The sequence below is a fragment of the Mycobacterium sp. 48b genome (assembly GCF_048282725.1).
Classification (GTDB): domain Bacteria; phylum Actinomycetota; class Actinomycetes; order Mycobacteriales; family Mycobacteriaceae; genus Mycobacterium.
Window position 1 is genome coordinate 2176246 of sequence record NZ_JBLVUL010000001.1, and the last position, 25936, is coordinate 2202181.

Consider the following 25936-nt stretch of genomic DNA (forward strand, 5'->3'; position numbering starts at 1 on the left):
GGTGAAGCCCAAGGTGAAACGAAATGGCGAAGAAGAACGCAGTTGATGAGCCGGTTGTCGACCTGACCGCCGACGACCAGCGACCCGACAATAGTCAGACCAAGCCGGACCCGAAGCCGGGTGATGCCGACTACGACTGGTCCGTCCACTACGGCACCGATGACCTGTACACGCACACCTACCCAGATGGCCTGGTGGTGGCGCTGCGCCGGTTCAAGGACATCTACAGCAAGCAGTGGCTCAGGTCCATCAAGGATCTTCCTACTGAGTTCGATATCGAGTCCGCGGCTATCGACCGTGCGTCATGCGAACTCGCCAAGCAGTTGATCGACACCCGCCCTTGCCCGATCGGCGGCCCTGACGACTTCCAGGCGTTATTCACTGCGTGGTCTTCCGCCGATATGGAAGGCGTGACACCGGGGGAATAGCGTGGCTGGCCGGTCAGGTCACGGGCGACCTAGCCGACGCGATCACCCGTGACCTGCTTTCAGATCAACTGAACTTCAACAAGATTCACCCCGCCGATATGCGGGCCTACATTGAGGCAGCGCCACCAGGGACCGCCATCTACTACGTCCGTAACGAGGGCTGGACGGTTGGCGATCACCTCGCCGCCGAACAGTTGGAAGTGCAGCGAAGGCTGTATTGGCGCTACGGCGCTGTGCATTTCAAGGACGGCGACAAAATGCCGTTCCCAGAGACGATTTCCCGTCCCGGTGTTGAACCGATCGACTCGGCGACCACATGGGAAGAAGCGCTCGAAGATCCCGCACCGCCACAAGTTGTTGCCCTGCTGAAAGGAGCCTGATGCCCGAGCTATCAACGGCCTGGATCACATTGGCAGTCTCCGCTGACGGCATGAAGCGGGACATCACCAAGGCGCTGAATCAGGCTGAGCGCGGCGCGAAGATCAGCCCGAAGGTTGACACCTCGAAAATGTCCAACGAGGCGGATTCGGCTGGCCGCCGGTTCGGTTCGCGGTTCTCTGCGTCAGCGAAGCTGGACCCGAAGGTCAACACTTCTGGAATTGCGGCTCAGGGTGACAAGGCGGGTAAGGACTTCGGCTCGCGGTTCTCCACCGGGGCGAAGACTGCACTGGCCACAGTCGGGTTGGCGGGTGGGATAGCCGGCCTAGCTTCGCAGTTCAAGGCTGTCATGTCTGTTGGCATGGACTGGACCAACAACATGAACACCTTGACTGCGGTCACGGGTGCCTCTGCTGCCGAGTTGAAGCGAGCCGGCGATGCCGCTCGCGCCTTGGGTAACGATATTTCGTTGCCAGCGACTTCAGCCAACGATGCAGCGTCGGCGATGACCGAGCTTGCCAAGGGCGGATTCACAGTTCAACAGGCAATGGATGCCGCCAAGGGGTCGCTGCAACTGGCTGCCGCGGCGGGGATTTCGGCGACTGATGCCGCAACGATCCAGTCGCAAGCGTTGCAGGCGTTCGGGCTGAACGCCAACCAGGCGGGCAAGATGTCCGACACCCTCGCCAACGCCGCGAACGCATCATCGGCCGAGATCACTGACGTCGCTTATGCCTTGCAGGCCGCCGGCACCGTTGCGAATCAGTTCGGGTTGTCTGCAGAGGACACCTCGGCGGCAATCGCGCTGCTTGCCAACAATGGCATCAAGGGTTCCGATGCGGGCACACTGCTCAAGTCGTCGTTGCTGGCGTTGACCGACCAGGGCAACCCAGCACAGGGTGCGATCAAAGAGCTCGGCCTGACCGTCTATGACACGGCCGGCAAGTTCGTTGGCTTGCACTCGCTCTATGGGCAGTTGGGTGAAGCTGCGAAGCGGATGACTCCGGAGCAGTACCAAGCGGCTACTGCGGTGCTGTTCGGTTCGGACGCGATGCGTATCGCGGGTGTGGCGGCTAAGGATGGTTCGAAGTCCTACGACAACATGCGTGTGGCGATCGACCGGCAAGGCGCTGCCGCAGATGTTGCGGCAGCCAAGACCAAGGGTCTGCCGGGTGCGTGGGAGCGGTTCAAGAACACGCTCGAGTCTCTGCAGTTGCAGGCCTACGACAAGCTTGAGGGCCCACTGACGAAGCTGATCGACGGTGTGGCGAAGGTTCCGGACACGCTGTCTGAGTTGGCGCGCAACCCTCAGGTTCAGTCGTTGATCGAACAGACCAAGTCGGCGTTCGGATCGCTGGGTGACAGCGTGAAGGGCGCAGCGCCGGCGTTGGGTGAAATCGCGAAGTCTCTCGGCACTGCTGCCGCTGCGATTGGTGGCGCGGCGTGGAAAGCGTTCGTCACCACATTGGAGACGGTGGCTAGCGCGGTTCGGGTGATCACGCCTGCTTTGAAGACCGTTGGTGACTTAATGTCTGCGCACCAGGGTTTGGTGACGGCGGCTGTTGCGGCGTGGCTGGGGTTCAAGGCCATTCCGGGAATCATGGGCGCGGTCACGCCGAAGCTGAAGAGTGTCAACGATGCTGTCGCGTCGATCGGGACCGGGGCGAAGAACACCGTCGGCGGGGTGAGGAATCTCGCTGACACGTACCGCACGTCGGTGAATTGGATGAGGCAGTCCAATCCGACTGTTTCAACGGCGGGGCGCGTGCTGTTCGGGATGGGATCGAACGCCCAGACTGCTAGCGCGCATCTGCGGGTGCTGAGCACGAACGCGCGCAACGCGGTGTCCGGCGGCTTGAATGCCCTCAAGGGCGCCGCCGGCGGGATCGTGGGCGCATTAGGCGGCCCGTTTTCCGCGGCGCTGATGGTGGGCGCCGGGGCGTTCGCCGCGATTTCCGCTGGCAATGATGCCGCGACAACCTCATTGAATAACTACAACGAGGCGCTGAAGCGGTCCAAGGAAGCGCAAACCACCCTCAATGATGCGCTGATTGCATCCGGCGGCGTCATGGACGAGAAGGCTCTAGGGGATCTGCAGAACCGCCTCGGGACGCTGAAGGGTGAACTGGACACCGCCGGTGGGCGCACAGGTTCGCCGCTTGACCGATTGCGTGACGAATCCGGCAGCCTGTGGGGCGGTTTCAAGAAGCAGATATTCGCATTCGGGGATAACCCTGAGGGCAACCTTCACACGAAAATTGCCCAGCAGGCCGACACGGCGAAGGCTGCCAGCACCGCGATCGACAACCTCAGCCTGTCACAGGAGAACCTTGCCAAGCAGGTTGGCGGGGACCAGCCGACATTCGATGCGTTGGTGTCCAACCTTGAGAAACAGGGCGCTGGCGGTGTTGTTGCCGCGGAGAAGATGAAGCAGCTCCGCATAGATCTGCTCGGCGCGCAGCAGGCCGGCACGGTCGCGAATCCTGTGCTGAAGAAGCTGAGTGACGACGTGGTGGCGTCCGCTGGTCGCATCAAGACCGCTTTCGATGCGGTGCCGAAGGACGCCCCGGTGAATGTGTCTGCCCCGGGTGGCCAGGCGGTGTTCGACCTGCTGACCCAACTGGGACAGAAGGTCTCCCAGGACAACGAGAAGAACATTCACGTTGATGCCCCTTTGGCGCCTGAGGTTTTGGCGACGTTGAAGTCTCTCGGGTTCGAGGTTACGCAGAACAACGACAAGACAATCACGGTCCGTCAGGTCGGCGCCGAAGAGGCTAGTACCCAGATCGACCAGGCGGCGAAGGATCGTAAGGTCACGATTGAGGCGGCATTTGCTGGCGTTACCGCATCCGGCTCCGTAGCCATCGATCGCCCCACAGCGCATGGCGAACGTGCGAACGGTGCGATCGTTCCCCATGTTTTCGGTGCAATCGTCCCGATGGCCGATGGTGGTTTGCAGTGGATTGAGAAGCCGAAGACCGCGGGTATCTATGCGGGGCGCGGTGCGGGCACGATCTTCGCCGAAGAGGAAACCGGTGGGGAAGCGTACATTCCGCTGACCCCGTCGAAGCGGGGCCGGTCGATGGCGATCCTCATGGAGGTTGCCCGCCTGTTCGGGATCGGACGAAACGCCGAAGGTTCCATCACCGTCGATGAGCTGAAGTCGTACGCCTCCGGGATCTCCGGTGGCAGCTATGTCCGCGGTGGTCCCCCTGGACTCACGGGAACTGACTGCTCGGGGGCGCAGGCCGCCTTGGCGAACTACATCACCGGAGCTGGCGGGCGTTTCGCCACCGGCAACGAATCTCAAGCACTGCTGGCGCGTGGCTTCCAGCAGGGCGACCCGCCCTCGGGTATTGCGGCGTACTGGATTGGCTGGAAGAACGGTGGTCCCGGTGGTGGCCATACGGCGGGTACGATCCTGGATCCCGATGGCGGCAACGTCAACGTGGAGATGGGTGGACGCTCCGGGGGTGGCCAGTACGGCGGCGGAGCGGCGGGTGCATCGGAGTTCCCCAACCGAGCTTGGATCGCCTTGGCCGGTTACGGGGAAGACCCAACCAAGTCTGGTGGCGCGTCCGCTCGGGTGCAGTCCGCCCAAGCATCGGTCACCTCAGCGAAAGCCTCTACCGCTTCGGCGCAGCACGCGCTCGACAAGGCCAACGCCGATCTGGATGCGCTCAAGGCGAAGGGTGCGTCGGCCGACAAGCTGACCGCGGCGGAGAAGAAACGCGATGTGGCGGAGCAGAAGCTCACCGCCGCGCAGGAACGCCAAACCGCGGCCGAGACCCGCCTGTCTGAGGTGAAGGACAAAGAGGCGACGAAGGCGGAGAAGGACACCGGCGCTCAGGGGTTCGGGCAGCAGTTGGCATCGGGGTTGTTCGGCGGCGTGATGGAGTCGATTGGCCTGCCGGGGTTTTCCAACATGCTGGAGTGGCCACTGCTCAAGTCCGGCCAGTCTCTACTGAACGCATTCGCCGGCCCGATCAAGGGTGCGCTGGAAGGCAAGCTCGGTATTCAGCAGCCGGGATGGTCGCCTGGTATGCCGATCGGCGATGAAGGCAATGTTGTTGGTTTGCCTGGTGGTGGCGGCGAACTGCCCGGTATCAGCTTGCCTGGGGTGGGGGATTTCTTGAAGCCTCTCCCAGAGGCGGGTCGGCAGTTGCGCCCCAATGAAGCACATCAGGGCACCGGTGGCGCCCCGGGACCGTCAACGACGGTGAACTACAACATGTCCGGGGTTGATCCGAAAGCGGGGCTGCTGAAGGCTGATGCTCACGCCAACCAGACGTACAAGAAGACCCTCGGCGCGGTGAGGCCGTCATGACCTACCCGCGGAGTGAGAGTTTCAACTTCAAAGAGTGGGCCCGGTTCGACACCACCCAAGAGGTCAACCTGGGGATGGACGACTGGGTTCGACCCGATGGTACACCGATCTACGAGCCGGTCGGATCTCGGCATCCGGGGTGGCAGCGGTACACGTCGTGGAATGACCTGGGCCCGTGGGGCAAACAGCTGCGCGGACTGAGGACCAAACACGTGTACATGTCGCCGGACGGGCGCCGGCTATGGAACCTGGCCGGCAACTGGGCAGGCAAAGAAGGCGTGGTGCTCGACGAGAAACTGCAGGGCTCGATGCACCTCCCGTTCGAGCAACGCTACTCCGGCGGCCCGTACATGATCGGTGAGGAGCTGGAGCGCACCGACTACCGCAAGCGGGTGTACAACCTGAATGTTCTTGTCGGACCTGGCATCAACTACCTCACGCGGACCAGATACCCGGACAATGAATTCGCCTATCGGATGCTGGAGGAGAAGTGGTGGTCGGATTGGCCGGAGAACAAGAATGACCCGGCGGGCTTCTGGGGGACCTACACCCGTACCCATGGGTGGCGGTGGATCCGCGTTCGCCACGGTGAGGCCAACGATCAGACACTAGACCTGGATCCCACGGCGTACGGCAACAACTGCCAGGCATGGGCGATGACCATTCACGGTCAGTTCCCGTTCTATTCGAAGCGCGCCTACACCACAGTGTGGGCGAACAACGAGGACAACGATCAGGTCAACGGCGTCAACACCGGCCTGCTGGCGTTGGTGAATGCGGGGGATTGGAAGCCGTGGCCCAAGTACATCGTTGAGGGTGCGGGGCATGTGACGATCCAGGACGGCATCACTGATCGTATGGTGGAGCTGCCCGAGATTTTCGCCACCGATGGCCTGGTGTTGGTGGACACCGATCCTGCTGCGCGGACCTTGACGGGGTCGAAGGATCCGGTGGACAACCTGTTCTACCAGTTGATCCGCAACAGCGAGATTTTGGACTACATCCTCGGCGATCTGACGAAGGCCGATTCGGGTCTTCCGGTGGGCCGGCGGATGCCCGGTGGTATCGGGTTCGCTTCACCTATCCCGGCGAAATCGGTGACGCACGTGAAAGTCACACACACAAACCCGAACGGCAAGGTCACCGCCATTGTCCCGCAGTGGTACCGAATGGGATTTGCCTGATGGGCTTCGTTTCTCGGACGCAGGTTCGCCCGGAACTGAAGAAGATCACTGAAGCCAACGACGCGGTCACCAAGTACCGGCTGTTGAATGAGCGGCGCCAGTTGATCGTGGACGCCAACCGGCAGCGGCCCTTGTTGCGGTTGATGGACAAGCGTTGGGACTACCTCGGCACGGTCGCCACCGAGAAGGCCGCTAACTGGGAACGACTGTTGGACGATTCCGGTACCGGCACTGTGTCGTTGCGGTGGTCGGACTGGCTGGCTGATCTGTGCGCCCACAAGACCCGAGTGCAGGAGGATCTTCACTTAGCGGTTGATCCGAACCCGAATCAGCGGCACTGGCGCACTCGGTTGGGCTACAAGGTCACCGACATTCGCGCGGTGAAGCACGATGACGGCACTCGCACGGTGGAAATAGACATCATCAGCCTGCGGGAGCACGCCAAGCACATCCTGCTGGGTGCCACACCGTTCAGCGCACCGGAATTCCAGCCCCTCAAGTCATGGGTGTGGATCCAAAATCTCCGCTCCAACTTGGCGTTCACGACGTTCATCAACCTGGCCCGATCGTTCTGGCCGCTGCTGTCCATCCCGACGTCGCTGTTCGATCCGGTGCACTGGTTGACCACCCGTGTCGGCAACCTCTCCCCGTTGCATTGGCCCATCCAGGTGCAGTTCGTCAACCCAGTGCTGGATCAGTCACGGATCCTGCCGTTGGCGTCGAAGTGGCAAGACCTGCACACCATCTCAGAGCCGTTGTTGGATGACGCCGGCTGCTCGTTGGTCGACTACATCTGGCTGCCAGAGGACAAGGATTCGCCTCACCCCGAGCTCGCGGCGCTGGTGGGTAACGATGCGGCCCGCCCGTCGCGGGCGGCGGTGATCCTGGCGTTCGAGGACAACTCCGGGGTCACCGGACCGACGGGAACCGCGTTCGATGGGGCGTTGAATCTTATTGGTGCGGTGCTGGATGACACGATCACCGAAACCATCTTGCCGATCGACGCGGACGGCGACGGAGAAACTGACCCGTTCTTCCGCAAGCTGCTCGGAGTAGCGCCCGAGAAACCGTCGTTAGTGTGGCGTGACTGCGAGTATTCCGGCTTGGTGTCTTCTGAGCGGCGCATCAAAAAGGGTGGTGCCCAGACCGTCTGGACTGGTGGCCACAGCCCGCAGTGGCTTAATCAGGCCATCACGTTCGGTATCCGGTACGGGTTGTCTCAGATTGCCCAGGTGATAAACTACGGCATCGGCGCCTACGAGCAGTACGGCGCTGAAGGTCTAGACAACGTGTATCAGGGCCAGTTCGATGACATGTTCTTCGCCTACGAGAAGTTCACCGATCCGTTTGTGGCGGTGTGGTTCAACGACTACGCGTTCCTGGAGGATTTCGAGCAGGGCAACGGCTACGCCTACGTTGTGTCGGCGGCGTTGACGATCCGCCAGGGACAGCACAAGCGTAAGCCGAAGGTGTCCTTCACCCTCAATGCGCGTGACGGTGAGCCGTGGTGCTGGGGTTACGACTACAACATCGGATACCGCGGGCTGTTCGAGATCGACGGCATTTACTACACCGAGCAGATTCGCGGAGTGAAGTGGGAGTACGACGAGGACACCCCGATTCACCTGGCGCTGACGATCGGCAAGAACCGTGACCGAGACCCATTCGAAGCGGGTTTGAAAGCGCTCGCTGATGGGTGGAACGCGATCGGTTCACTCATCGGCGGCGCCGCCATCGCTGCCTGATTTCTTTCCGCTCCCAACGTAAGAGGGGTGTGTTTTGCCTGCCGAAAAACAGGACTTGATCGACGCCATGCACCGTCTGGCCGATGCCCTGATGTTCATGCGCGGACCAACCGGCGAGTTGCTGTTCGTGGGGGAGAAGCTGCCGCAAATCGCATGGCACCTCGCCCGCGCCGGCGCCGACGTACACCCAGATAGGGCAGTAATCAAAGCGCGCGCGGTACCGAACCGACCCGGTCAGATGGCCGGGATGCGGGATTGGGTTCCGGTGGATTGGCCCGACCCCGAACCGATTCCAGGATCCGAGCTCGTCACAGCTGTGGGCGACGAAGTGGATCTCGACGCGATGTTCGACGCGATGCCGTGGCAAGTGCGAACCAAATTTGAAGGGACGTTCAAGTGAGCTCACCCATTCCCGGCGATCCGGTCTACCTCGGTTCGTTCCTGACCAACACCCACTGGTACGGGGTGGTGGGTGACGGGGACACCCCTGCGATGCAGGTCGCCACCATGGAGGCTGTCCAGAACAACGCGGTCATCGCGATGGACGCACTCATGGGCGCCAAGGGTGACAAGGGCGACCCTGCCGACATTGTGAAGATGCAGTGGGACTCCGACATTGACGATCCTGCAGACCTGCCCACCGCGTCGGCCGCCAACGGTTTTGACCGGCCCCTCACGTTGGCGGACGCAGGGTTCGCGTTCTGGATCGACAACCTCGTCTACGCCTGGACCGGCACCCACTACGTGGCGAAGGCGATGGGTTCTCCGGGAGCGACAGGTGAGACCCCGCACGTCACGTTCACCTTCGAGCGAGTTGCACCCGGGACTGGGACTACCACCGAGCAGTCGGGAACCTCGCTTAATCCCGTAGTGCATGTGAAGGTCGATCCGCCGGCCGGACCGCAAGGCCCCGCATCGTCCATCGTCTTGGCCGCGGACTACGACAACACCCTGCCACCCCTCAACGGGCAAGTGGTGACGTGGAGCTCAGTGAAGGACAAGTGGGAGCCCAGCGATTTCGCGGCGAAACATCCTCGCCTGTATTCGGTTCCGCAGGGTGCGTTCACCAACTACACCGGTGCCACGCAGCGGCAAACCATTCTGTCGTTCACCCTTGAAGCCCAGGACTACGACTACGTGCCCTACGTGTCCGGGCACCTCAAGTGCTACGGCATTGAGACCGACGCCGACCCGCTCACCATCGGTGTGGAAGTCCGGCTTGGTGACCCCATCTCGGGAACGCTGATCGGCCGGGGGTTCGGCAATTCGTCGAACTGGACGACGATCCTTCCTCACTACTCCGACCCCGGAGATCCCACCGCCGCGGTGTCGCCCGACAACGGTGTGGCGCAGGTCAATGCAGGTGAGACGGCAACGATCAACGTCAACCTGTACAACGACGGGTTCCTTGGCGGCGTGTACATCTTCAACAAAGCCAACGGTGCCCAGTTGGTCATCGAGACGGTTCCGCAGGGCTGAGTTATGGCGCGCGAGAAAACGTTCCGCACACTGGGCCCATTCCCGCTGGATGCTGACCGGTCAGTGCTGTCATGGCTGGCGCGCGAGTCCGCTGAGCGTGCATTGGCGGCTGAGGGTTTCGAGCTGATCGACCACGCAGAGCGTGAGATCGCTGTGACTGACCTGCCGCCGAAGACGGTGAAGCACATGGTGTCTCTGCGCATGAATCCCGCTGACTATCTGTGGATTGAGCAGACCAGCACGGGGCGTGTGAATGAGGCGGTGCTGGATTGGTTGGTCGCTGAATGCAAGTGGCGCAACGATCAGTTGAAGGCGTGGGTTGCGGCGGAGCGGAACTGGAAGGCGGCTAATGCCCCGGTCGTATGACCTGAACCCGGTCTCTATCACGCACCATCCGACGCAACGGATCGACACGGCTATAGGGAAGTTGCCGCCGTTCGACATTCAACAGATCGTCGACGGATTCCTCACAGCCTTGAAGGATCTGACCGGCATTGACCTGACGGGGATCCGGGACTTCTTGGAGAACATGTTCGGGTCGATCGACTGGTCGAATCTGCCTGACGCCGGCGATGTGTGGCAGTTCGTGGTGTCGACGTTCATTCAGCCGATCATTGATGTTGTTGGTGCGATTGGTGATGGTCTGAACGCGATTTTGGGCCCGATTTTCGCGGGCTTGGATTTCAATGATTTGCCGTCGCCGGCTGAGGTGTGGCAGACGGTGATCAATACGATTATGTTGCCGTTGAATCTGCTGCTGGGCCCGTCGTCTCCGTTGAATGCGTTGAACATTTTCGGGCGCTTGTCGTTGCCGCAGTTTGGTGGTGGTGTGCCGTTGATGGCGTTGACGACGGCGGTTCCGAATGAGTTGGAGCCGTTCAGTGCAACGAGTGTGCCGTCGTCGGATGGTTGGTCGTGGAATGCGACTGAGTCGGCGGCGCAGGTTGTTGCGGATGGCAGCACGAAGACGTTGTATTTGTCGTCGGGTGTGATCAAGGTTGAGGAAGGTCAGCCGATCAATACGACGATTCCGGTGAAGTACACGGGTGTGTCGTCGGGTGTGGGTCAGTCGATTCGGTATGTGTTGGAGACGTTCACGTCGGATGATGGGTCTGGTACTGCTACTCCGGTGACGGTTCAGGCGATCTCGAATCCGTCTGGGTCGATCACAACGCCGGTGACTCTTGGTGATACGTCGTGGGATATTCCGGCGGGTGTGCAGTCGGTGCGTCCGGCTTTGGTGCAGGATTTGTCTGCGGGGACGGTGTTTTGGAAGAACACGCCGCAGTTTAAGCGGATTTTGGCGGGTCCGTTGGCGGGTGGGTTGCCTGCCGCGATCCAGGACCGCATCGACGATTTGCAGGCGACGTGGGACAAGTTCAAGGGCGGTGTCGGCGGCACGGTCGACGACATTGATGATGCGCTGGATAATGCGGGTCAGGCGATTCGGGATGCGATTGCGAATGCGCTCGGGCACGCGGGAACTGGGCATACCGCCGCTGACATCCTGTCCTACTTGCAGAACATTCCGAAGACTGTGGTTGATGGCCTGGAGGATTTCTGGGATGCGATCACCGCGAAGACGGTGAACATCACTTCGGGTGGCCTGTTCGATGCGGGGAAGCTGTCGAACATCACGGGCACGCTGTCGCAGTCATTGGTGACCGGACTGACCGACCTTGCGACTCAGACGAACCAGATCGTTGAGATTCTGGCAGGTAACGCGGTGACCGCGATCAACGCGACCGTTCAGGCCGTGAAGGACTGGTTCGCGCAGTGGTTCGGCGGTGGGTCATCGAACGCGATTCCGCTGTCGCAAAAGGGAGCGAATAACGGTGTCGCGACCCTGGATTCGTCGGGCAACGTCCCACTATCTCAGCTCGGCAACGTTCCAGGCGTTGGCGACGATACTCCCGTACCCAACGAACACATTTTGTTCACACTTTCCGCGAACCAATCCATATCGTCCGGCACTGCGACCGCCCTCACTGGGTGGCAGCAGACCGGCAGTGTGACAGCGACATTCGATGACGGCACCAATACGCGGTGGGCGTTTCCGAAGGCAGGCTGGTGGGATGTCCAGTCGCAGGTGGTCTGGCAATCGTCGACCACTGGGAAACGACAGTCGGCAATGAAGCGGACCTTGACAAGCGGGTCGGTGATACCGGCCATCGACGGTGTGGATGCAGCCGATTTCCCATCGTGGGGGGTTCGAAATTCGGTTCGGGCAACGCAGGAGGTTGCCACAAGGGGCTCCTTGGCCGTGACGGACAAGTTCTCGATCGAGGCGTACCAGAATTCCGGTGGCGCCTTGAATGTGGTCTCGGGCTACCCAGATGGAACTTATGTGTTGGCAACATACTTTGGCCAGCGCGAGTCCGAATTCGTTGCGTTCACGGAGACGAACGTTGCCCGCACTAATCAGCCGGTGCCGGATGGCGCTGAGGGCTGCTGGGTCACCCTCGTTGGCGCGGGTGGCGGCGGTGGTGGTGGGATGTTCGCTTCAAGTTCTCCGTTCGGCGGCGCGGGTGGCGGCGGTGGCGCGAAAGTGTTCCGCACCTGGATTCCGGTTGCGTTGCTGGGCAGTACCTACACCGTCACGCGTGGAGGCTGGACTTCGGGGGGTGTTGGCGTGACTAGCGGCAACGGAGGCAATGGACCTACCGGTGGCGCATCGACGTTCTCCTCGGGGTCAGTGTCCCTGTCTGCTGGCGGTGGGCAGGGTGGAATCGGCGGCCGGAGCGCCACAGCTTCCGGTGGCGCCGGTGGAACGGCCACCGTTTCCGGCGTGACCGCAACAACGGCGTCGGGCACTGCCGGTGCAGATGGCGGCGGCAGTGTCACGAGCAAGTCCGCAGCGGATAATCCGAACGGCGCGGCCGCGGGCGGTGGCTCATGCTCCGCTTCGGCCTCCGCTGGTGGCAGTGGTGGCGATTCGACGACCAACGTCGGTGGTGCAGGTGGCACCACCGGCAGCAGCAGGGCCGGGGCTGGCGGTGGTGGTGCCGGTACCGAAGCCAATGGCGACAACGGCACTAGCGGATCCTTGGTACCCACCAAGGGTGGCGATGGTGGCAACGGCGGTGGCGGTGGCGGCGGCGGCGCTGGCGGCACCAGTTCGTCTATAGGCTCTGGCGCTGGCGGCTTCGGCGGCGCCGGACGCACAGTCATTGAGTGGGTGTGAGTCAGCGCCTACCGTCACGGATCTGGTAGACGCGCTCTTTGGATATCCCCAAGACGGAAGCCAGTTCGGGGCCTGTGCGTCCTTGCTTAAATGCCATCTTCACAAGGTCTCGCAACTTAGAATCGAGGACATTCGCGGCGTCGGTATGCTCCCGGTGCTGCCGCCTGTTGGCACGGATGGCCTCGAGAATGTCCACAGGCTGAGTGTAGCGCGCTTCCCCTGTTAAATGATGGACGCGACGGGCAAGCGACGCTACACTCGGGGTGTCACTTAGGCACCGCGCGGCGGGCTAACCGGCTAGGAACCATCGGCCCGCCACGCGGCCCACCCCCGGAATGGAGGCTCACTCATGCTACGCACCGCCCTCGCGGCCGCGGCTGTCGTCTGCTCGCTCGGCCTGATCGGCGCACCCACCGCGGCCGCCGATCAGGCAGGCAAGACGCGATCCGAAAATGAATCCAGCCAGACCGCGCCGAAGGTGTCCGCGCCCAAGCTGCGCGTGCCGGTCCAGAAAAAGCTCGCTGGCCACCCCGCCGGGGATTGGCGGGCCGCCAAGAAGCGCACTATGGACCGCTACTTCGAGCAACGCCGCGAACAGGGCATCCAGAACATCTACGACTGGTTTGACCAGCGCTAAATCCAAAATGCACGCAAGGCCCTCGGGAAACCGGGGGCCTTCGTCATGCCACGTGCTGCCAGGTCTTCCGGTTCACGAGCTCTGAGACCGCTTTACCGGAGACCCCGAACTTTCTGCCCAGCTCGACTTGGCTGTACTGCCGGGTTGCGTACAGGTCTCGGATCTCCCTGACGTCATCCGGCGTCAAGGTGTGGAACTTCGGCAACGTCCGCTGACTGCAGACACGGTGCGCGCGCTGATAGCAGGACTTACACAGCCCCTTGGCCTTGTGTGGCCCGTCGCCGTTGTGACACACGCCCGCAGCGATGTGTGAGCCGTCGCAGTCAGCGACCTCACAGCCAGCCGATTTACGCACCATTTGCATCCCCCAGTGACGCATTTTCCCCTCTCGGGATTGTGCCATCCGCCGCTGGCGGGGTCTAGAGAACCACCAAAATTTGACGGGGGTGAATCGTGTCCTGGTCCACCACCCCACCCGCACCCATCGCGAAACCAGGCTGGACCACCGACCCCACCATCCCGCCACGCACGAGCAGCCAGGAGTGGGCGGTGCTGCTCACTCTCGGTCCAGTCAACCTCACCGTCGAATGCGTCACCAACCTCGAACTGCAAGCCTTAAAGGGGCTCGGGGTTGTCCGGTCCGTCACTGTGGCCCGCAACCTGTCCCTGCTAGCGATCTTGCAAATCGCGATAAGTCAGCAGGTCACAGCCGCACGCAACGTCGCCTTGCAAGGCAAATATCAGATCAACTCCACGGCATCCGTCACTGCGCAACGCGCACTGTCCCTGGGGAAGCTGAACGATATCGACCTCGCCCAAACATTGACCGTTGCCCAGACGCTGGGTCTCAGTCGTGTGGCGAACCTTGACACCCTGCAAACCCTCACCGCCGTTCGCAGCCTCGGATTCGACAGGCTCGCGACACTGGCCCCAGCCCAAACGCTGACCGTGAATCGGGCCAACACCCTGGATCGGCTCGCGCAGATCGCACTGTCAACCGCCATCAGCGCCACCCGCGCCACAACCCTCGGATTCCCCACCACCGGCCTACCTGCAGCCGCAAGCTTCACCACCACCGGCGCATACACCTACAACTTCCCCCGCAACTGCCAATTCGTCGACCGCATCGTCCTCGGAGGCGGCGGTGGGGGCGGCGGCGCATCTTTCGCGTTCACCCCAGCCCAAGGCGGCGACGCCGGAGCATTCGCCTGGGACACACTGCAACGCGGCGTCGACTTCTCCTATACCGAAACCGCCATCACCGGCACTGTCGGCGCAGGCGGATCGGCCGGTACAGGCGCGGGCAAGGGAGGCAACGGCGGCAACAGCACCGCCACCATCAACGGCAACACCATCACCGGCACCGGAGGCACCGGCCGCGGCGGATCAGGCACCCAGAACGGTGACGCCGTCACATCCGGCAACGCCAACAGCGGCAAAGACGTCTCCCTGAACAGCCAAACCTACGCAGGCGGCGCCACCTCTACCGGAACCACCGCCAACGTCCCCGGTGCGGGCGGAAGGGGCGGCAACGCCTTCTCCAACGGAAACGCCGGAGCACGCGGCCAAGTGTGGTTCTACGCCTACCAGTAACCAACCAAACCAGGAGATCGTCATGGCCTACGGCATCAGCACATACCTCGCCAACAAGCTGTTGGACCACGCATTCCGCAACACCACCTACACCCCGCCTGCCACCGTCTACGCGCGGATGCACACCGGCGACCCCGGCGCCGCGGGCACCAGCAACGGCAGCTCCGTCACCACCCGCTACGCCTGCGCATGGAACGCCGCCGCATCCGGATCCATCGCCATGTCCAACACCCCCGAACACACCCTCGGTGCATCGGAAACCATCACCGGCGTGAGCTTCTGGGACGCCTCAACGTCGGGCAACTTCCTCTACTCCGCACAGGCATCGGTGTCCAAAGGCGGCGTGTCGGGCGACATCATCCGCATCAGCTCCAACTCCATCGGCTTCACACCGCTGGCGTCATGACCCGCGCCCTGGCCGCCGGCACACTGGCTGGTCTCAGCCTCTCCGCGCTCCTTATGTGGGCGTTCTACGTGGGCCACCCGATCTTCGACACGATCCGCGACAGCGACACCATCCACCACATCTAAATGCTCCAGGCCGCCACCTAGATCAAATACAAGCCTTCGACTCACCTCCAAATTTCGCCCCGCCACCCATCAGGTGTGCGGGGCTTCGTCGTGAAAGGACCAGCCGTGCTCCAGGACTTCATCATCAAACTGATCATCACCGCCGCCAAGGACCCCGAGATCCAGAAGCTCGGCGCCGAAGCTCTCGACAAGATCAAGGCCGAGATCCTGCCCGATCTGATCGCACTGTTCCCAACATTCGGATCCGGCATCATCAAGGCCGCGTTGGATGCACTGCCCAACGTCGCCAACCTCCCGGAAGCTGTTGAGCTCGCGGAGAGCGTCGCCAAGAACATCGTCGACGCCGACCCCGACATTCCCGGCCTGTCCAACGTTATCGACCTGTCCGAGATCCTGCGGAAGTGGCTGCCCTGATGTACCGCACGAAAGATCAGGTGGCCCAGGAATTCGTAGACGAAGGTGAACGTCGTGGCATCGCCCCGCGCGGCATCGTCATCTGCATTGCTACCGGCCTCGTGGAGTCGAACCTCACGGTGTACGCGAACGCGAAAGTCCCCGGCTCTCTAGACCTCCCGCATGACGCTGTCGGCTCCGACGGTATGAGCGTCGGCCCCCTGCAGCAGCAGGTGATCATGGGCAACGGCTGGTGGTGGGGCCCGGTCGACGTCTGCCAGGACCCCACCAAGAGCGCCGGCCTGTTCTACGACCGGCTCGCCAAACTCCCGTACCAGAACACCACGGACGCCGCGGCTGGCGCGATCGCGCAGCAGATCCAGAAGTCCGCATTCCCCGACCGCTACGCGCAGCGCATGGCCGAAGCGCAGAGCTACTACGACCGACTCTCAGGAGGAACCACCGTGGGCGTATCAGGCGATCCCGTCTGGCTCGAAGACGTACTCCGACCCGCACTGGGGGACAGGCTCAAGACTCTGCCCGGATGGGAGTCCGACGGTGTCGGCGGAACTATGGGCAACATCTGGGGCGTCATCTGGCACCACACCGGAAACGCAGCGGAGAAGCCCAAATCCATCAGCGTCGGACGCCCTGACTTGTCCGGGCCGCTCGCGCAGATTCACATCGCACCTGATGGCATCGTGACCATTGTCGCTGTCGGCCCGTGCAACCATGCTGGCGCCGGATCGTGGCCCGGTCTGCCCACCGATGGAGCCAACGCCTACACCATCGGCATCGAATGCGCCTGGCCCCGCGACACCTCATTGACTGAGGCGACCGCTAGCCGCGAGCCGTGGCCCGACGCGCAGATTATCTCCATGCGCGACGTCGGCGCCGCGCTCACCAAGCACCTCGGCGTCCCCGTGTCGCACAACATCTCCCACCGTGAATGGGCACGCTTCGGGCCCGCCGGTCAACGCCAGTTCAAATGGGATCCGGGCAACCTCGACATGGACTGGTTCCGCGGCGAGATCCAGAAGGACATCGACGGATTCGAGTTCCCCGGTGAACATCCGGAAGTTACCCCGCCTGCTGAGCCGAAGCCCGTTGTCGTTGGGCCGGCCGATGACCAGCTCACCTACAGGTGGAACTGCCTCGGCGGTCAGACGGTGGTGGAGACGTTGGCCGAGCTGCGCGACCACATCACCGGCAGCGAGGACCGCGGCAAGACCGGGGTCGTGACCCAGTGACTGTCGTCGACTGGCTGACCTACTGGGCTAGCTGTGGTGTTCCACCACGTTGGTTACACGGAGTTACACCGATGCGCTGCTAGTTCCGGTCACAGTCCGCACCCCATGTGGTAGCAGTTCTTTCGTCCGCAGATCATGCAGTGCGGGACGGATACCCGTGGCTCTCGCGAGCGCAGCGCACTCGGAGCAGGCGCATCGCTCACGAGTGCATTGAGGGCTTGCGATGTCCGCGGACAACTGACGCGGTGACGGCGCGCTTGCCGTCGGATGTACATCACGATGTCTGATTCGTCGCCAGTCATCGCGAGTCGAGCGAGATGGACTAATACCTCGCCGTCAACTGATTCACTCGTCCAGCTCTGGTCTGGCATGCCAGTTGACACGCGTATTTCCTTCCGCGGCGAGTGGACTAGATTGGTTACGCGGACGGCCGGATAGGCCACTTGGTTACGCCGTCGTCCAGATAGACCCCTGTGTAGTCGCCGCTGTCGACCAGCATCCGGGCGTACTGGCTCGCACGTTGACCGTTGGCGAAGTGGGCTTCGGCCGATGGATCCTGTTTTCCCGGGAGGATCTCGGCGGTGATGGTGATCGGTGTCGCGCTCATGGGGAACTCCTGCCGTTGTGCGTGTCGGATTGGGGTCATTTGACGGGCTGGTAGGTCGATCGGCGGCATGACTCCAGGTGCCAGTGTTTGGCGGGGAACTGGCGCCGAACACTGGCCAGTTCGCCGGAGATGCCCATGACAACGAGCTGGGAGTCGGCTACCGATGTCGCCCGGTATTCGGTGCGGTAGTCGTCGTCGGTCTGGGCCACATACGAGGCGATTCCGCGCCGGATGACCGCGGGTAGCTTCTCGCCATTCTCGGCTGCGGCGCGCAATCCGGCGTTCCACTCGATGGTGGGGATACGAACGGTTCGGTTGGGGGTATCGCCCTCAGGTTCTGCCGTCACGAGGCCTTGAGCCCCATCGCCTCACGCTTGAAGACCGCGAATCCTTCGTGTGCCACCGGCCAACGCTCGCGGAAGTCCCTTTCGGATTGCTCCACGCGTGGGCGAGCTTCGGCCGCGAGAACATCCAACAGCTCCATCGCGGCAGCCTTCGTTCCGATCGGGTCGGAATAGTCCTTGTCAACCACCACGATCCAATGGCCGCGGCGCCGGCCTTCCGGGATTGACGCCTTCGCGATGGTGATCGGAATGTCGCCGGGAACCTCAAGCGCGGCCTCAACGAAACCGTTGCCGTAGTCGAGGAACACCAGTTCGGAATCGGTTTTGCACCGAGTCTTGCGCACTTTTGCCGCCGAGCCAATTGCCATGGCACCAGTTTACTCCTGCCATGGCAGCAATGCTAGAGGAAGTTTGCCTGGTCGCCCCGGCTTGTCGGTCCGCCAGGCCACACTCCTGGGCGCTGTATTCGCTCAGGAGAAGACGCCTCATGCCCAGCCATCCGAACGCGCCGTTGCATTACCGGCTGAAGACTTTCCGCCGCGGCCTGATGTTCGGCAACCCGCGTCGGGCCAAGGACGCGGTGTGTGCGTGGGCGCAGAGCCCGCCCGACCTCGGGACGCACGGCATCATGGACCGCCTGTTCGACGCCAACGCTGAGGGTATCGGGGACAGGTGGGCTGAGAACGCCAACGACGACGACATGTTCGCCGAGGTCGGTGACGACTCTGCCGGCAAGGATCAGACGGCCATCGCCAAGATCATCACAGAGAACTCCTGGGTGGGCGGACCGTTGTCGCTGTTCTCCCGCGTGCTCGCACTGTTCGGCAACCCGGTCGGTGAGGGATTCGCCGCGGTCAAGGCAGCTTTCGACGCGATCATGTTCCTCGCCGCCAACCCGAACCCGCACTACTCCACGTTCGCCACACCTGGGGACGTGGAGTGGATGCGCGGTGTCGCCGCCTGATGTACGTCGTCATGGCGTTCGGCTGCCTCTACAGCGCCGGCGCCATCGCCCTCGCCGCAATCCTCGCCTACCGCAATACGAAAGGTTGACCCCAATGTTCGACAAGCTGATAGCTGTCATTGCCAGCACGAAAGCCCGCTTGTACCTGTATTCGGTGGCGACTGCGCTGCTGGCATTCGCTGTCGGCTACGGCGTTGTTGAGGCGGACAAGGTTCCGTTGTGGCTCGGCCTGTTCTCTGCCGTCGGCGCGATCTCCACCGGAACTGCCGGGGTGAACCTAGCCAAGCAGCGCAAAGACGGAACGCTGTGACCCTGGCCGAGGTCCTCAATGCCGCCGCCGACCAATTCGACCCGAGCGACGGAATCGACCTACTGGGCATGCTGATCACCATCACCCCGTCGATCATCGCCGCTATCGGCGTCATCATCGTCGGCGTGATCACCGTCCGCGGCCAGAAGCGAGGCCGGGAGCGGTGGAAAGGTGACCGCAAAATGCTCAACGACGTTCACCGACAAACCGTGAACGATCACCCCGAAGAGGAGAACATGCGCGAGCAGCTCGACCGCATCGAGCAGAAACAGAACGCGCTACACGGCCAGGTCAGTGAGATGCGGTCCCGGCAGATCGACCAGGGCCGCAACATCGGGGACATTCGTGCCGACATTGGCGGTATCCGTGACGACGTTGGGGACCTACGTGGCGCCGACCGGGTGGCCCAGCAAGAACATACTGATCTGGTGCGCCGGCTCAACGCGTTCATCCGGCGCGAACACCCCGGGGCCGACCCGCTATGACCGATCCTCAGCTAGAGGTTCACCGCACCATCTACGTCGCGGTCGTCATCGGCATGTGCGCGATATTGCTGACCGCTGTGGTCATGATGTAGCGATACGATCGATCTCGACTGGCAAGTCAAGAGACGCCCCATCCCGACCTCTCAACGGGATGGGGCGTCCTTTTGCGTTCAAGGGTGCGTTACTCCTCGCCCTTGTCGGAGTCCTTCTGTCGACGTCGCCCCTGGTTGCCGTTGAACACCGCAGCCAGACCGATCACATCGATCACACCCAGGACGGCGCCGACCCAGGCATGATCCAGGTACACCGCGATACCGGCGACGACCAGCACACCCAAGACGGCGACCAGGCCAAGCCACTGACCGAGCGAAGCCAGCAGGTAGGGCTGGCGTGTGGCTTTCTTCGATTGCCATAGCTCGTGCTCGTTGCGCTTCCGTGTGGTATCTATCCACAGCTCGTAAGCCTCTGGAACCTTGGATTTGAGTTCCGCGAGTTGGTCAGCGTCCGGGCTCGGCGCCAGGTGAAAGTGCTGGTGTTGGCTGATTTGAGCGAGTACCAGCGCGGCTATCTGCGCTACTTCGGGAGAGACAGGGTCCTGTTGGTATCCGAGTAGAGATCCTGCAGCGGACGCAGCTTCGGATCCGGCATCAGGTCCTGCATCGCCTCGTAGGTGGCCACGCCGTTCAGGTCGATCAACGACCCCACCCCGATTAGGAATGCCTTGCGGTTGATCGACCGACCCGCTGTGCTGATCAGATCGATGATGCTCATGACTCAACGATATCCTTTCCTGATCAGGTCCAACTACGCCTGTGGCGAATGTCTACGAAGAACAGCAGTGTAAGTCTCGCCGCTACAGCTGGGTGCGATTTCACTCGATCTGATCAATGCCCGCGAGCCCACGCCTGTCTCGGCGTCATCCCCCATGCGCTGATGGTATTCACTCACGTCAATTCTTTCGTGGGAACGAGCACCGAAAGCGCGTCCATCATTGTGGAGTTCTTGGCCTGGTCAGCGTGGGCGTAGATACGGGTCACCTCGGGGGAGTTGTGTCCCAGGATCTCCATCCTCGTCTGCTCGTCGGCGCCCGCCGCGCGCAACACTGTCGCCGCCGTATGCCGGGTGGTGTGGAGCGGCAACGTCGCCTTCGGCCCGATGATCCCGGCGTCACGTAGTAGCGAATGCCACGCCTGGCTGTCATCGCCCGGGATGACTGGAGCGCCGTCAGCTCGATGGAATACCAGATTGTGCGGGTTCAGCCCGACGTCTGCGGCGTGCAATTCTGCTAGGGCTTTCTGCAGCGGAGCGATGATCGGTATCCACCGTTTGCCCGCTTCCGACTTCGGACGAGTGAGCGCTAGGGATGCGTGCAGCGGTTGGTACTCGAATGCGATTGGCATGTCCCACTTGGGGTTAGTGCAGTGTCCGCCGTGCTTTCGCCCACATGGCCACGTGTCGCCCGATTTCTCTCCGCAGCCGTGGGCGCGTTTGAGCTGCTGCAGCTGCCAGGTGATGTCAATGGCGCCATCTTCGATGTTCACGCGATCCCATGTGAGTCCGAGGGTCTCGCCTTGGCGGGTTCCGGTGAGGAACGCGAACAGCCAGCGGGTGGTCTCCATCTGATTGCGATGCTCGGTGGCGTAGGCGAGGATCTTCTGCACATCGCTGACGGGCAGTGATTCGCGCTCACTCCTGCGGACCTCGGGGGAGTCAACGGCGTCAACGACGTTGCGCTTGATGAGACCCTCTGCGACAGCGTCCTTTAGCGCCTTGTGGAGTACGACGTGCGCTTTCTGTGCGCGCCGCTCACCCTTCCCGATGAGCGTGTGCATCCGTCGCACGTCCGCCGGCGTGAGTTCGACCAACTTCTTGTGTCCGACAGCCGTGCAGATGTTGTTCACGGTGTACCCGTAGTCACGGAAGGTGGTGGGGCGGATCCGTTCTCGGTGGACGTTGGGGAGCCAGTAGTCCAGCCACTTCGTCACTGTGATGCTGCGGTCCAAATTGAGGCCATCGAGGGTGTCGGATTTCAGTTCATCCAGTTTCGCGACCAGCGCCCGGTAGTCCTTGGCGTAGACGCGTTTCTGTCGCCGCTTCCCATTCTCGTCGTAGCCGACCTCGACACTGCCAACCCACATGCCGTCTTTGCGTTGGAAGATCGACCCCTCACCTTTGGCGCGGGGCGGTTTCTTCTTGCTCGACTTGAATGCCACAGAACCCCCTTCATCGTGTACACCACTGCACACAACGTACTGCATACGTACTGCATTCGGTAGGTATCAAAACCACTGTCTACCAGCGGATTTAAATCACCGGCCTCCCACGATTCTATCAAAATTGCGGACTTAAAATCCGCCAAGTGTCGGTTCGAGTCCGACTGGGGGCACCGATATCGGTGCAGTTCAGAATAGTTTTCGGGCGGCTGCTCGGGGTGTGTGACAGCCCTGCTGGCCGGCCACGTCGCCATACCGTCCGGATCGGTCGCCAGAAGGCACGGCGGATGCCGCTGTCCAAACCAGTTGGACATCTCTTGAGGGCGGATGGGTAATGTACGGCACGGGGTTCCATCAGGATGGGGGATAGCTGTGGCAAACGAACTGACTGTCGATAGCGAGGGGCTGCGGTGTGCCGCCGCCGGCAGCGATGCCGCTGCGGCAGCTCTAGACGGCACGACATGCGCTGCTCCATCAGATGCTTGGCCGAGCAGTGCGGGCATCGACCTGCTCAACACAGCTTTGGCTGAGGTTCGGGTCCGCCAATCCAATTGGATCACGGGTCAGGCCAACGGGATGTCAGTGGCTGGAACCCAATACGCCGATATCGACGCCGAGGGTGGCCGAGCTCTCACCGTCACGGTGTAGCTGGCGGTGCCTGATAGTTCCGCTGGGCGCGAGTTGACCCGCTCCGAGATTGAAACCCGCGACACGGCAGCGTTGACGCGTGCGGCTGCAGCGTGGAAGCAGGCTGCGGCCGAATCCGAAGCAGCGTTCGAACAGCACTGCAGCAACGTCTCGTCTCCAGGTGGCACCACCTGGGAAGGTGACGCCAGGGACGCCGCTATGGAGAACGCCACCACCGCATGCCGTTTGGTCAGCGATCAGGGTTATGTGTTGCGCGAAGCCGCCAGTTTCGCTGAAGAAGGCGCCACCGCGATTGACGCAGGCCGACGTGAAACGATTGCCGTGATTGCTGCCGCTGAGAATGACGGGTTCAAAGTGGGCGAGAATCTCTTGCTTACGGACACCCGCCGAGTGGATGTGTTCGAACTGGCTAACTGCCTCCGTGCCGCTGCGGAGCACGCAGAAGACATCCGCTGGCATGCCGATCGGCTCTTGCAGACCGATATGTTCCTCAAACAACGCTTGCAAGCGAAAGCCGCAGAACTCGAAGCGATCCGACTCCCAGGCGAGAACGAAGCCCCTGGCAAGCGGCACTCTGTCCAGTTTGTAGACAACACGACATTTGAAGGCGATGAGCTTCCGATGTTTGGCTCGGATGGGAATCCGCATCCAGGCGATGTCATGCAACGAGACATTGGAGATTGCTATTTTGAGGCGGCGCTGATCGCTGTAGCGGATAAGGATCCGGAACGCCTCAAAGACATGATTTACAAGTTGGGCGATAAGTACTATGTGTCAGGAATGCGAGACCGTTACGGAAACCCGATCGTAAACTATCCGATTACTGAAAAGGATCTTGACGAAGTACTGAAACATCATGCAGGTCAAAAGGTGCTGTGGCCTGCGGTGCTGGAGGCGGCGGCGGCAAAGACGCGTGGTGGCGGGAACGTCGCGCAGGGGCTTGAGTTGATGGGAGGAGGGGACACTCCTGGTGCCGGACTTGAACAACTCACGGGAAAGACTTCATACACTTGGTTCCTCGGTGGGGGTCGCGATGAGAATGACTTGATGGACGCTTTGAACTCAGGAACTCCGGTCGTCATGGGCACATCAATGTCTGCCACGCCATTTGGTGTCGATCCTCATCGAGATGGACTTGCCGCATCGCACGTTTATGCCATTAGCAGTGCTCATCGTGATCCGGACGGCACGGTTTGGGCGGAGATAGTCAATCCATGGCAATACAATGCAGCTAAAGGTGATTCAGGTATCCCCGTCGTTCAAATTGATCCTTCGACACCAGGGCGTGCTTGGTTGAATCTATCCGATGCGCTCTCGCACCACGGAGTAACCGCGTTTGTCGAGGGCAGGTAGGCCGTGAGCACGGGAAAAGTTCGGCCGTGGCACATTTGGCTTCCTGTCTCTGCGGCCCTTGTTGCCGCAGCTGTGGTCCTAACCTGGGCATTGAGTACGCGCCCTACGGACGGTAATCCGTGGACACACCTGCCGCCGCCAAAGGACCCGAACGCAACAGTGTCGACTGGCGACGATTGCGGTTCTTTTTCCGCGCACCCGAGTAACGGAAGCAAAGTTGATGTGGCTGAATCGAAAATCGTCGTCAACAGAGGATTGATTAATTGTGGCGATGCAACTTCGATTATCGCTAGGGCTTCCGGCGCTGATCCACAAACCGGAGCCGAGTTCTCGGTAGGCGATGGCTGGATGTGTACAGTACCGCGGGACTCCGCCGTCCTGACTGGTTACAGAGTTAAGTGCCAGAAAGATGGTACCGAAATTAGGCTGGTATCCATTATGGAACGCAATCTAAGCAACGTCGTTGACAACCGCATCTACCAGCTCCCTCCAAACGCTCCTGGCGTAAGCGGGAAAGCGTTCTCCGTCGCTCCGCCCAGTAGGAACGTATGGTGCCAGATTACCCTTGACCCTTCCGACAAGATCAAAGATGTTGTCTGCCAGGGTGAGTTGCCGCAAGATGCGCCTTTGGTGAATGGGCTACGGCCAAATTCGATTGTCCTGGACCCCAATCCGAGTCAGGGGAGTCACTTCGCCGTGCTAGATACACGGATCGTTGACTTCGTCCCGCCCTTGCCGATTGGCGGAACCATCCAAATTCTCAACATAGAATGCACCGCCACAGAACCGGACGAGTTGACATGCACTGCGAACAGTGGCACGCCACACGAGCATGGCTTCACAATCTCGTCGCGCACGTATGAGCTGCGGTAACCGCTCCACGCGGCGCTCGCGTCCCTTCGCTGAAGTTCCACCACACGGATACAAATAATGCCGAAATGGGCATACAGGGCAAAGATGAAGCGCGCGTTGACGATTGCAGGTTGCCTGGTCCTCGGCGTTTTCGCGGGTGCCGCTACATACGCCGTGTTCGCTGTCATCCTTGGCGCGGCTCTCTACTCGTTAGGCGTCAACACAGCATTTGTCGTCGCTTTCATTTTTGCCGCAGCCGGAGCGGCCGTAGCGTTGCGTCGTCGGCGTAGTCTCAGCCTCTATGCGTTTTGGGCCGGTGTGCTTCTGTTTCTTGGGATTTCATCGGTGCAGATATTGGTGCTTAGCCCACGGAAAGTCTGGCCGCTCAATCTTTGGGCCTAACCACCTTGCCCCGGTGAACTACGTGGGAGCATAAGGCCGCTGCAGTCACGCTTTCCAGGCGGCGAAATCGGTCCGAGTCCGACTGGGGGCACCGACGTCGTTGCGGATTGAACGCCCTGTGTAAACGGCAAGTCGACCGAGCCGTGGCCGGTCACCGACCTGGATCAACACCTAGACTCCGAGAATGCGCGTCCCTCGACGAATCGCACATTTCAACAAGCATGTGACCAATCCGCTGGCTCGCGCGATCACGCCATGGCTTCCGAGCCTCGGGACGCTGGAGCATGTCGGACGGAAGTCGGGCAAACGGTATCGAACGCCCCTTTTGGTATTCAAGACTCACGACGGCTACGCCATCCTCGTCGGCTACGGCCAGCAGACGGATTGGTTGAAGAACGTACTGGCCGGCGGGCCGACGTTGCTGCGCAAGCGGGGGCGGGTTGTCGCGCTCACCAACGCACGGGTGGTGAGCAAGGCCGAAGGCGCGGCCCTCGTGACACCCAGTTCCCGGCCGCTCTACCGAGGGTTTCCCTACGACGAGGCAGCGCTGCTGTTGACAATTGCGGATGCCGGGCGCTGACCGGGCGGATGTGGCCCGCGACGGGGCTATTGGGCCTCGTCCGCGCCTC

Annotated in this window: 28 protein-coding genes and 1 tRNA gene; 22 read left to right on the plus strand and 7 right to left on the minus strand. The window is 61.7% G+C overall.

The window, feature by feature from the left end; translation table 11 throughout:
- Positions 1–23 precede the first annotated feature (23 nt).
- Genes ACNQR1_RS10580 through ACNQR1_RS10620 form a run of 9 tightly spaced genes read left to right on the plus strand, consistent with a single transcriptional unit; the run spans position 24 to position 12725 of the window.
- A complete protein-coding gene (locus ACNQR1_RS10580) occupies positions 24–428 on the plus strand; it encodes a hypothetical protein (protein ID WP_418009927.1) in 405 nt (134 codons plus the stop codon).
- On the plus strand, positions 386–808 hold the full coding sequence (locus ACNQR1_RS10585) for a hypothetical protein (RefSeq protein ID WP_418009928.1): 423 nt from the start codon (positions 386–388) through the stop codon (positions 806–808). Before ACNQR1_RS10580 ends, ACNQR1_RS10585 begins: the two co-directional genes overlap by 43 nt.
- Positions 808–5133 (plus strand): phage tail tape measure protein, encoded by a 4326-nt coding sequence (locus ACNQR1_RS10590; protein WP_418045872.1) that lies wholly within the window; start codon positions 808–810, stop codon positions 5131–5133. The genes ACNQR1_RS10585 and ACNQR1_RS10590 overlap by 1 nt, the downstream gene beginning before the upstream one ends.
- A complete protein-coding gene (locus ACNQR1_RS10595; protein ID WP_418045874.1) occupies positions 5130–6317 on the plus strand; it encodes a hypothetical protein in 1188 nt (395 codons plus the stop codon). Before ACNQR1_RS10590 ends, ACNQR1_RS10595 begins: the two co-directional genes overlap by 4 nt.
- Entirely contained in the window at positions 6317–8062 is a 1746-nt protein-coding gene (locus ACNQR1_RS10600) for a hypothetical protein (RefSeq protein ID WP_418045876.1), read from the plus strand. The genes ACNQR1_RS10595 and ACNQR1_RS10600 overlap by 1 nt, the downstream gene beginning before the upstream one ends.
- Before the next feature lie 34 nt (positions 8063–8096).
- The gene (locus ACNQR1_RS10605; protein ID WP_418020008.1) at positions 8097–8462 is read left to right on the plus strand and encodes a hypothetical protein; all 366 of its coding nucleotides are present in this window, start codon (positions 8097–8099) and stop codon (positions 8460–8462) included.
- A complete protein-coding gene (locus ACNQR1_RS10610) occupies positions 8459–9541 on the plus strand; it encodes a phage tail protein (protein WP_418045878.1) in 1083 nt (360 codons plus the stop codon). Before ACNQR1_RS10605 ends, ACNQR1_RS10610 begins: the two co-directional genes overlap by 4 nt.
- 3 nt (positions 9542–9544) lie before the next feature.
- A complete protein-coding gene (locus ACNQR1_RS10615) occupies positions 9545–9907 on the plus strand; it encodes a hypothetical protein (RefSeq protein WP_064866905.1) in 363 nt (120 codons plus the stop codon).
- Positions 9891–12725, plus strand: a complete 2835-nt coding sequence (locus ACNQR1_RS10620; RefSeq protein ID WP_418045880.1) for a hypothetical protein — start codon at positions 9891–9893, stop codon at positions 12723–12725. The genes ACNQR1_RS10615 and ACNQR1_RS10620 overlap by 17 nt, the downstream gene beginning before the upstream one ends.
- 1 nt (position 12726) lies before the next feature.
- Here the strand turns inward: ACNQR1_RS10620 and ACNQR1_RS10625 are convergent, their stop codons facing one another.
- The gene (locus tag ACNQR1_RS10625; protein WP_418045882.1) at positions 12727–12921 is read right to left on the minus strand and encodes a sigma factor-like helix-turn-helix DNA-binding protein; all 195 of its coding nucleotides are present in this window, start codon (positions 12919–12921) and stop codon (positions 12727–12729) included.
- Positions 12922–13074: 153 nt separating this feature from the next.
- Between ACNQR1_RS10625 and ACNQR1_RS10630 the strand changes: the two genes are divergently transcribed.
- The 6 genes from ACNQR1_RS10630 (at position 13075) to ACNQR1_RS10655 (ending at position 17129) form a co-directional block, all read left to right on the plus strand.
- Positions 13075–13362 carry a hypothetical protein gene (locus ACNQR1_RS10630; protein WP_418045884.1) on the plus strand — a complete coding sequence of 96 codons (288 nt, stop codon included), beginning with the start codon at positions 13075–13077 and terminating at the stop codon, positions 13360–13362.
- A 453-nt stretch (positions 13363–13815) separates the two neighbouring features.
- A complete protein-coding gene (locus ACNQR1_RS10635) occupies positions 13816–14955 on the plus strand; it encodes a hypothetical protein (protein ID WP_418045886.1) in 1140 nt (379 codons plus the stop codon).
- A 22-nt stretch (positions 14956–14977) separates the two neighbouring features.
- Positions 14978–15361, plus strand: a complete 384-nt coding sequence (locus ACNQR1_RS10640) for a phage tail fiber protein (RefSeq protein ID WP_065064461.1) — start codon at positions 14978–14980, stop codon at positions 15359–15361.
- Positions 15358–15486 (plus strand): hypothetical protein, encoded by a 129-nt coding sequence (locus ACNQR1_RS10645; RefSeq protein WP_396921705.1) that lies wholly within the window; start codon positions 15358–15360, stop codon positions 15484–15486. Before ACNQR1_RS10640 ends, ACNQR1_RS10645 begins: the two co-directional genes overlap by 4 nt.
- Before the next feature lie 90 nt (positions 15487–15576).
- A complete protein-coding gene (locus ACNQR1_RS10650) occupies positions 15577–15900 on the plus strand; it encodes a hypothetical protein (RefSeq protein ID WP_418045888.1) in 324 nt (107 codons plus the stop codon).
- On the plus strand, positions 15888–17129 hold the full coding sequence (locus tag ACNQR1_RS10655) for an N-acetylmuramoyl-L-alanine amidase (protein ID WP_418045890.1): 1242 nt from the start codon (positions 15888–15890) through the stop codon (positions 17127–17129). Before ACNQR1_RS10650 ends, ACNQR1_RS10655 begins: the two co-directional genes overlap by 13 nt.
- 418 nt (positions 17130–17547) lie before the next feature.
- Here the strand turns inward: ACNQR1_RS10655 and ACNQR1_RS10660 are convergent, their stop codons facing one another.
- Genes ACNQR1_RS10660 through ACNQR1_RS10670 form a run of 3 tightly spaced genes read right to left on the minus strand, consistent with a single transcriptional unit; the run spans position 17548 to position 18448 of the window.
- Positions 17548–17736, minus strand: coding sequence for a hypothetical protein (locus tag ACNQR1_RS10660; RefSeq protein WP_418045892.1), 189 nt, complete (start codon positions 17734–17736; stop codon positions 17548–17550).
- A 35-nt stretch (positions 17737–17771) separates the two neighbouring features.
- A complete protein-coding gene (locus tag ACNQR1_RS10665; RefSeq protein WP_418045894.1) occupies positions 17772–18083 on the minus strand; it encodes a hypothetical protein in 312 nt (103 codons plus the stop codon).
- Positions 18080–18448 carry a hypothetical protein gene (locus tag ACNQR1_RS10670; protein WP_418045896.1) on the minus strand — a complete coding sequence of 123 codons (369 nt, stop codon included), beginning with the start codon at positions 18446–18448 and terminating at the stop codon, positions 18080–18082. Before ACNQR1_RS10670 ends, ACNQR1_RS10665 begins: the two co-directional genes overlap by 4 nt.
- A gap of 119 nt (positions 18449–18567) precedes the next feature.
- Between ACNQR1_RS10670 and ACNQR1_RS10675 the strand changes: the two genes are divergently transcribed.
- From ACNQR1_RS10675 to ACNQR1_RS10685, 3 genes are all read left to right on the plus strand, one after another.
- Positions 18568–19044 (plus strand): hypothetical protein, encoded by a 477-nt coding sequence (locus tag ACNQR1_RS10675; protein WP_418045898.1) that lies wholly within the window; start codon positions 18568–18570, stop codon positions 19042–19044.
- Positions 19045–19138: 94 nt separating this feature from the next.
- Entirely contained in the window at positions 19139–19354 is a 216-nt protein-coding gene (locus ACNQR1_RS10680) for a hypothetical protein (RefSeq protein ID WP_064914736.1), read from the plus strand.
- Entirely contained in the window at positions 19351–19839 is a 489-nt protein-coding gene (locus tag ACNQR1_RS10685; protein ID WP_418045900.1) for a hypothetical protein, read from the plus strand. Before ACNQR1_RS10680 ends, ACNQR1_RS10685 begins: the two co-directional genes overlap by 4 nt.
- Positions 19840–20020: 181 nt before the next feature.
- On the opposite strand, the gene ACNQR1_RS10690 is transcribed toward ACNQR1_RS10685, so the two are convergent.
- The 3 genes from ACNQR1_RS10690 to ACNQR1_RS10700 all read right to left on the minus strand — a co-directional run bounded on the left by ACNQR1_RS10690 (position 20021) and on the right by ACNQR1_RS10700 (position 22052).
- Positions 20021–20176, minus strand: coding sequence for a hypothetical protein (locus ACNQR1_RS10690; protein ID WP_418045902.1), 156 nt, complete (start codon positions 20174–20176; stop codon positions 20021–20023).
- Positions 20177–20412: 236 nt separating this feature from the next.
- Positions 20413–20610, minus strand: a complete 198-nt coding sequence (locus ACNQR1_RS10695) for a hypothetical protein (RefSeq protein WP_418045904.1) — start codon at positions 20608–20610, stop codon at positions 20413–20415.
- A 173-nt stretch (positions 20611–20783) separates the two neighbouring features.
- On the minus strand, positions 20784–22052 hold the full coding sequence (locus ACNQR1_RS10700) for a tyrosine-type recombinase/integrase (protein WP_418045906.1): 1269 nt from the start codon (positions 22050–22052) through the stop codon (positions 20784–20786).
- Positions 22053–22154: 102 nt separating this feature from the next.
- Between ACNQR1_RS10700 and ACNQR1_RS10705 the strand changes: the two genes are divergently transcribed.
- The 4 genes from ACNQR1_RS10705 (at position 22155) to ACNQR1_RS10720 (ending at position 25887) form a co-directional block, all read left to right on the plus strand.
- Positions 22155–22225, plus strand: a tRNA-Leu gene (locus tag ACNQR1_RS10705).
- Between the two features lie 673 nt (positions 22226–22898).
- Positions 22899–24053 (plus strand): C2 family cysteine protease, encoded by a 1155-nt coding sequence (locus tag ACNQR1_RS10710; RefSeq protein WP_418045908.1) that lies wholly within the window; start codon positions 22899–22901, stop codon positions 24051–24053.
- 957 nt (positions 24054–25010) lie between these two features.
- On the plus strand, positions 25011–25307 hold the full coding sequence (locus tag ACNQR1_RS10715) for an ABC transporter ATP-binding protein (protein ID WP_418045910.1): 297 nt from the start codon (positions 25011–25013) through the stop codon (positions 25305–25307).
- Positions 25308–25491: 184 nt separating this feature from the next.
- Positions 25492–25887 (plus strand): nitroreductase family deazaflavin-dependent oxidoreductase, encoded by a 396-nt coding sequence (locus ACNQR1_RS10720; protein ID WP_418045912.1) that lies wholly within the window; start codon positions 25492–25494, stop codon positions 25885–25887.
- The last annotated feature ends 49 nt before the right edge of the window (positions 25888–25936 follow it).

What these genes read in the sequence shown, in the direction of transcription:
- ACNQR1_RS10580 (WP_418009927.1), top strand. Translation starts at nt 24, where the DNA reads ATGGCGAAGAAGAACGCAGTTGATGAGCCGGTTGTCGACCTGACCGCC.
- ACNQR1_RS10590 (WP_418045872.1), top strand. Translation starts at nt 808, where the DNA reads ATGCCCGAGCTATCAACGGCCTGGATCACATTGGCAGTCTCCGCTGAC.
- ACNQR1_RS10595 (WP_418045874.1), top strand. Translation starts at nt 5,130, where the DNA reads ATGACCTACCCGCGGAGTGAGAGTTTCAACTTCAAAGAGTGGGCCCGG.
- ACNQR1_RS10600 (WP_418045876.1), top strand. Translation starts at nt 6,317, where the DNA reads ATGGGCTTCGTTTCTCGGACGCAGGTTCGCCCGGAACTGAAGAAGATC.
- ACNQR1_RS10615 (WP_064866905.1), top strand. Translation starts at nt 9,545, where the DNA reads ATGGCGCGCGAGAAAACGTTCCGCACACTGGGCCCATTCCCGCTGGAT.
- ACNQR1_RS10620 (WP_418045880.1), top strand. Translation starts at nt 9,891, where the DNA reads ATGCCCCGGTCGTATGACCTGAACCCGGTCTCTATCACGCACCATCCG.
- ACNQR1_RS10630 (WP_418045884.1), top strand. Translation starts at nt 13,075, where the DNA reads ATGCTACGCACCGCCCTCGCGGCCGCGGCTGTCGTCTGCTCGCTCGGC.
- ACNQR1_RS10640 (WP_065064461.1), top strand. Translation starts at nt 14,978, where the DNA reads ATGGCCTACGGCATCAGCACATACCTCGCCAACAAGCTGTTGGACCAC.
- ACNQR1_RS10645 (WP_396921705.1), top strand. Translation starts at nt 15,358, where the DNA reads ATGACCCGCGCCCTGGCCGCCGGCACACTGGCTGGTCTCAGCCTCTCC.
- ACNQR1_RS10660 (WP_418045892.1), bottom strand. Translation starts at nt 17,736, where the DNA reads ATGAGCGCGACACCGATCACCATCACCGCCGAGATCCTCCCGGGAAAA.
- ACNQR1_RS10670 (WP_418045896.1), bottom strand. Translation starts at nt 18,448, where the DNA reads ATGGCAATTGGCTCGGCGGCAAAAGTGCGCAAGACTCGGTGCAAAACC.
- ACNQR1_RS10675 (WP_418045898.1), top strand. Translation starts at nt 18,568, where the DNA reads ATGCCCAGCCATCCGAACGCGCCGTTGCATTACCGGCTGAAGACTTTC.
- ACNQR1_RS10680 (WP_064914736.1), top strand. Translation starts at nt 19,139, where the DNA reads ATGTTCGACAAGCTGATAGCTGTCATTGCCAGCACGAAAGCCCGCTTG.
- ACNQR1_RS10695 (WP_418045904.1), bottom strand. Translation starts at nt 20,610, where the DNA reads ATGAGCATCATCGATCTGATCAGCACAGCGGGTCGGTCGATCAACCGC.
- ACNQR1_RS10710 (WP_418045908.1), top strand. Translation starts at nt 22,899, where the DNA reads ATGGAGAACGCCACCACCGCATGCCGTTTGGTCAGCGATCAGGGTTAT.
- ACNQR1_RS10715 (WP_418045910.1), top strand. Translation starts at nt 25,011, where the DNA reads ATGAAGCGCGCGTTGACGATTGCAGGTTGCCTGGTCCTCGGCGTTTTC.
- ACNQR1_RS10720 (WP_418045912.1), top strand. Translation starts at nt 25,492, where the DNA reads ATGCGCGTCCCTCGACGAATCGCACATTTCAACAAGCATGTGACCAAT.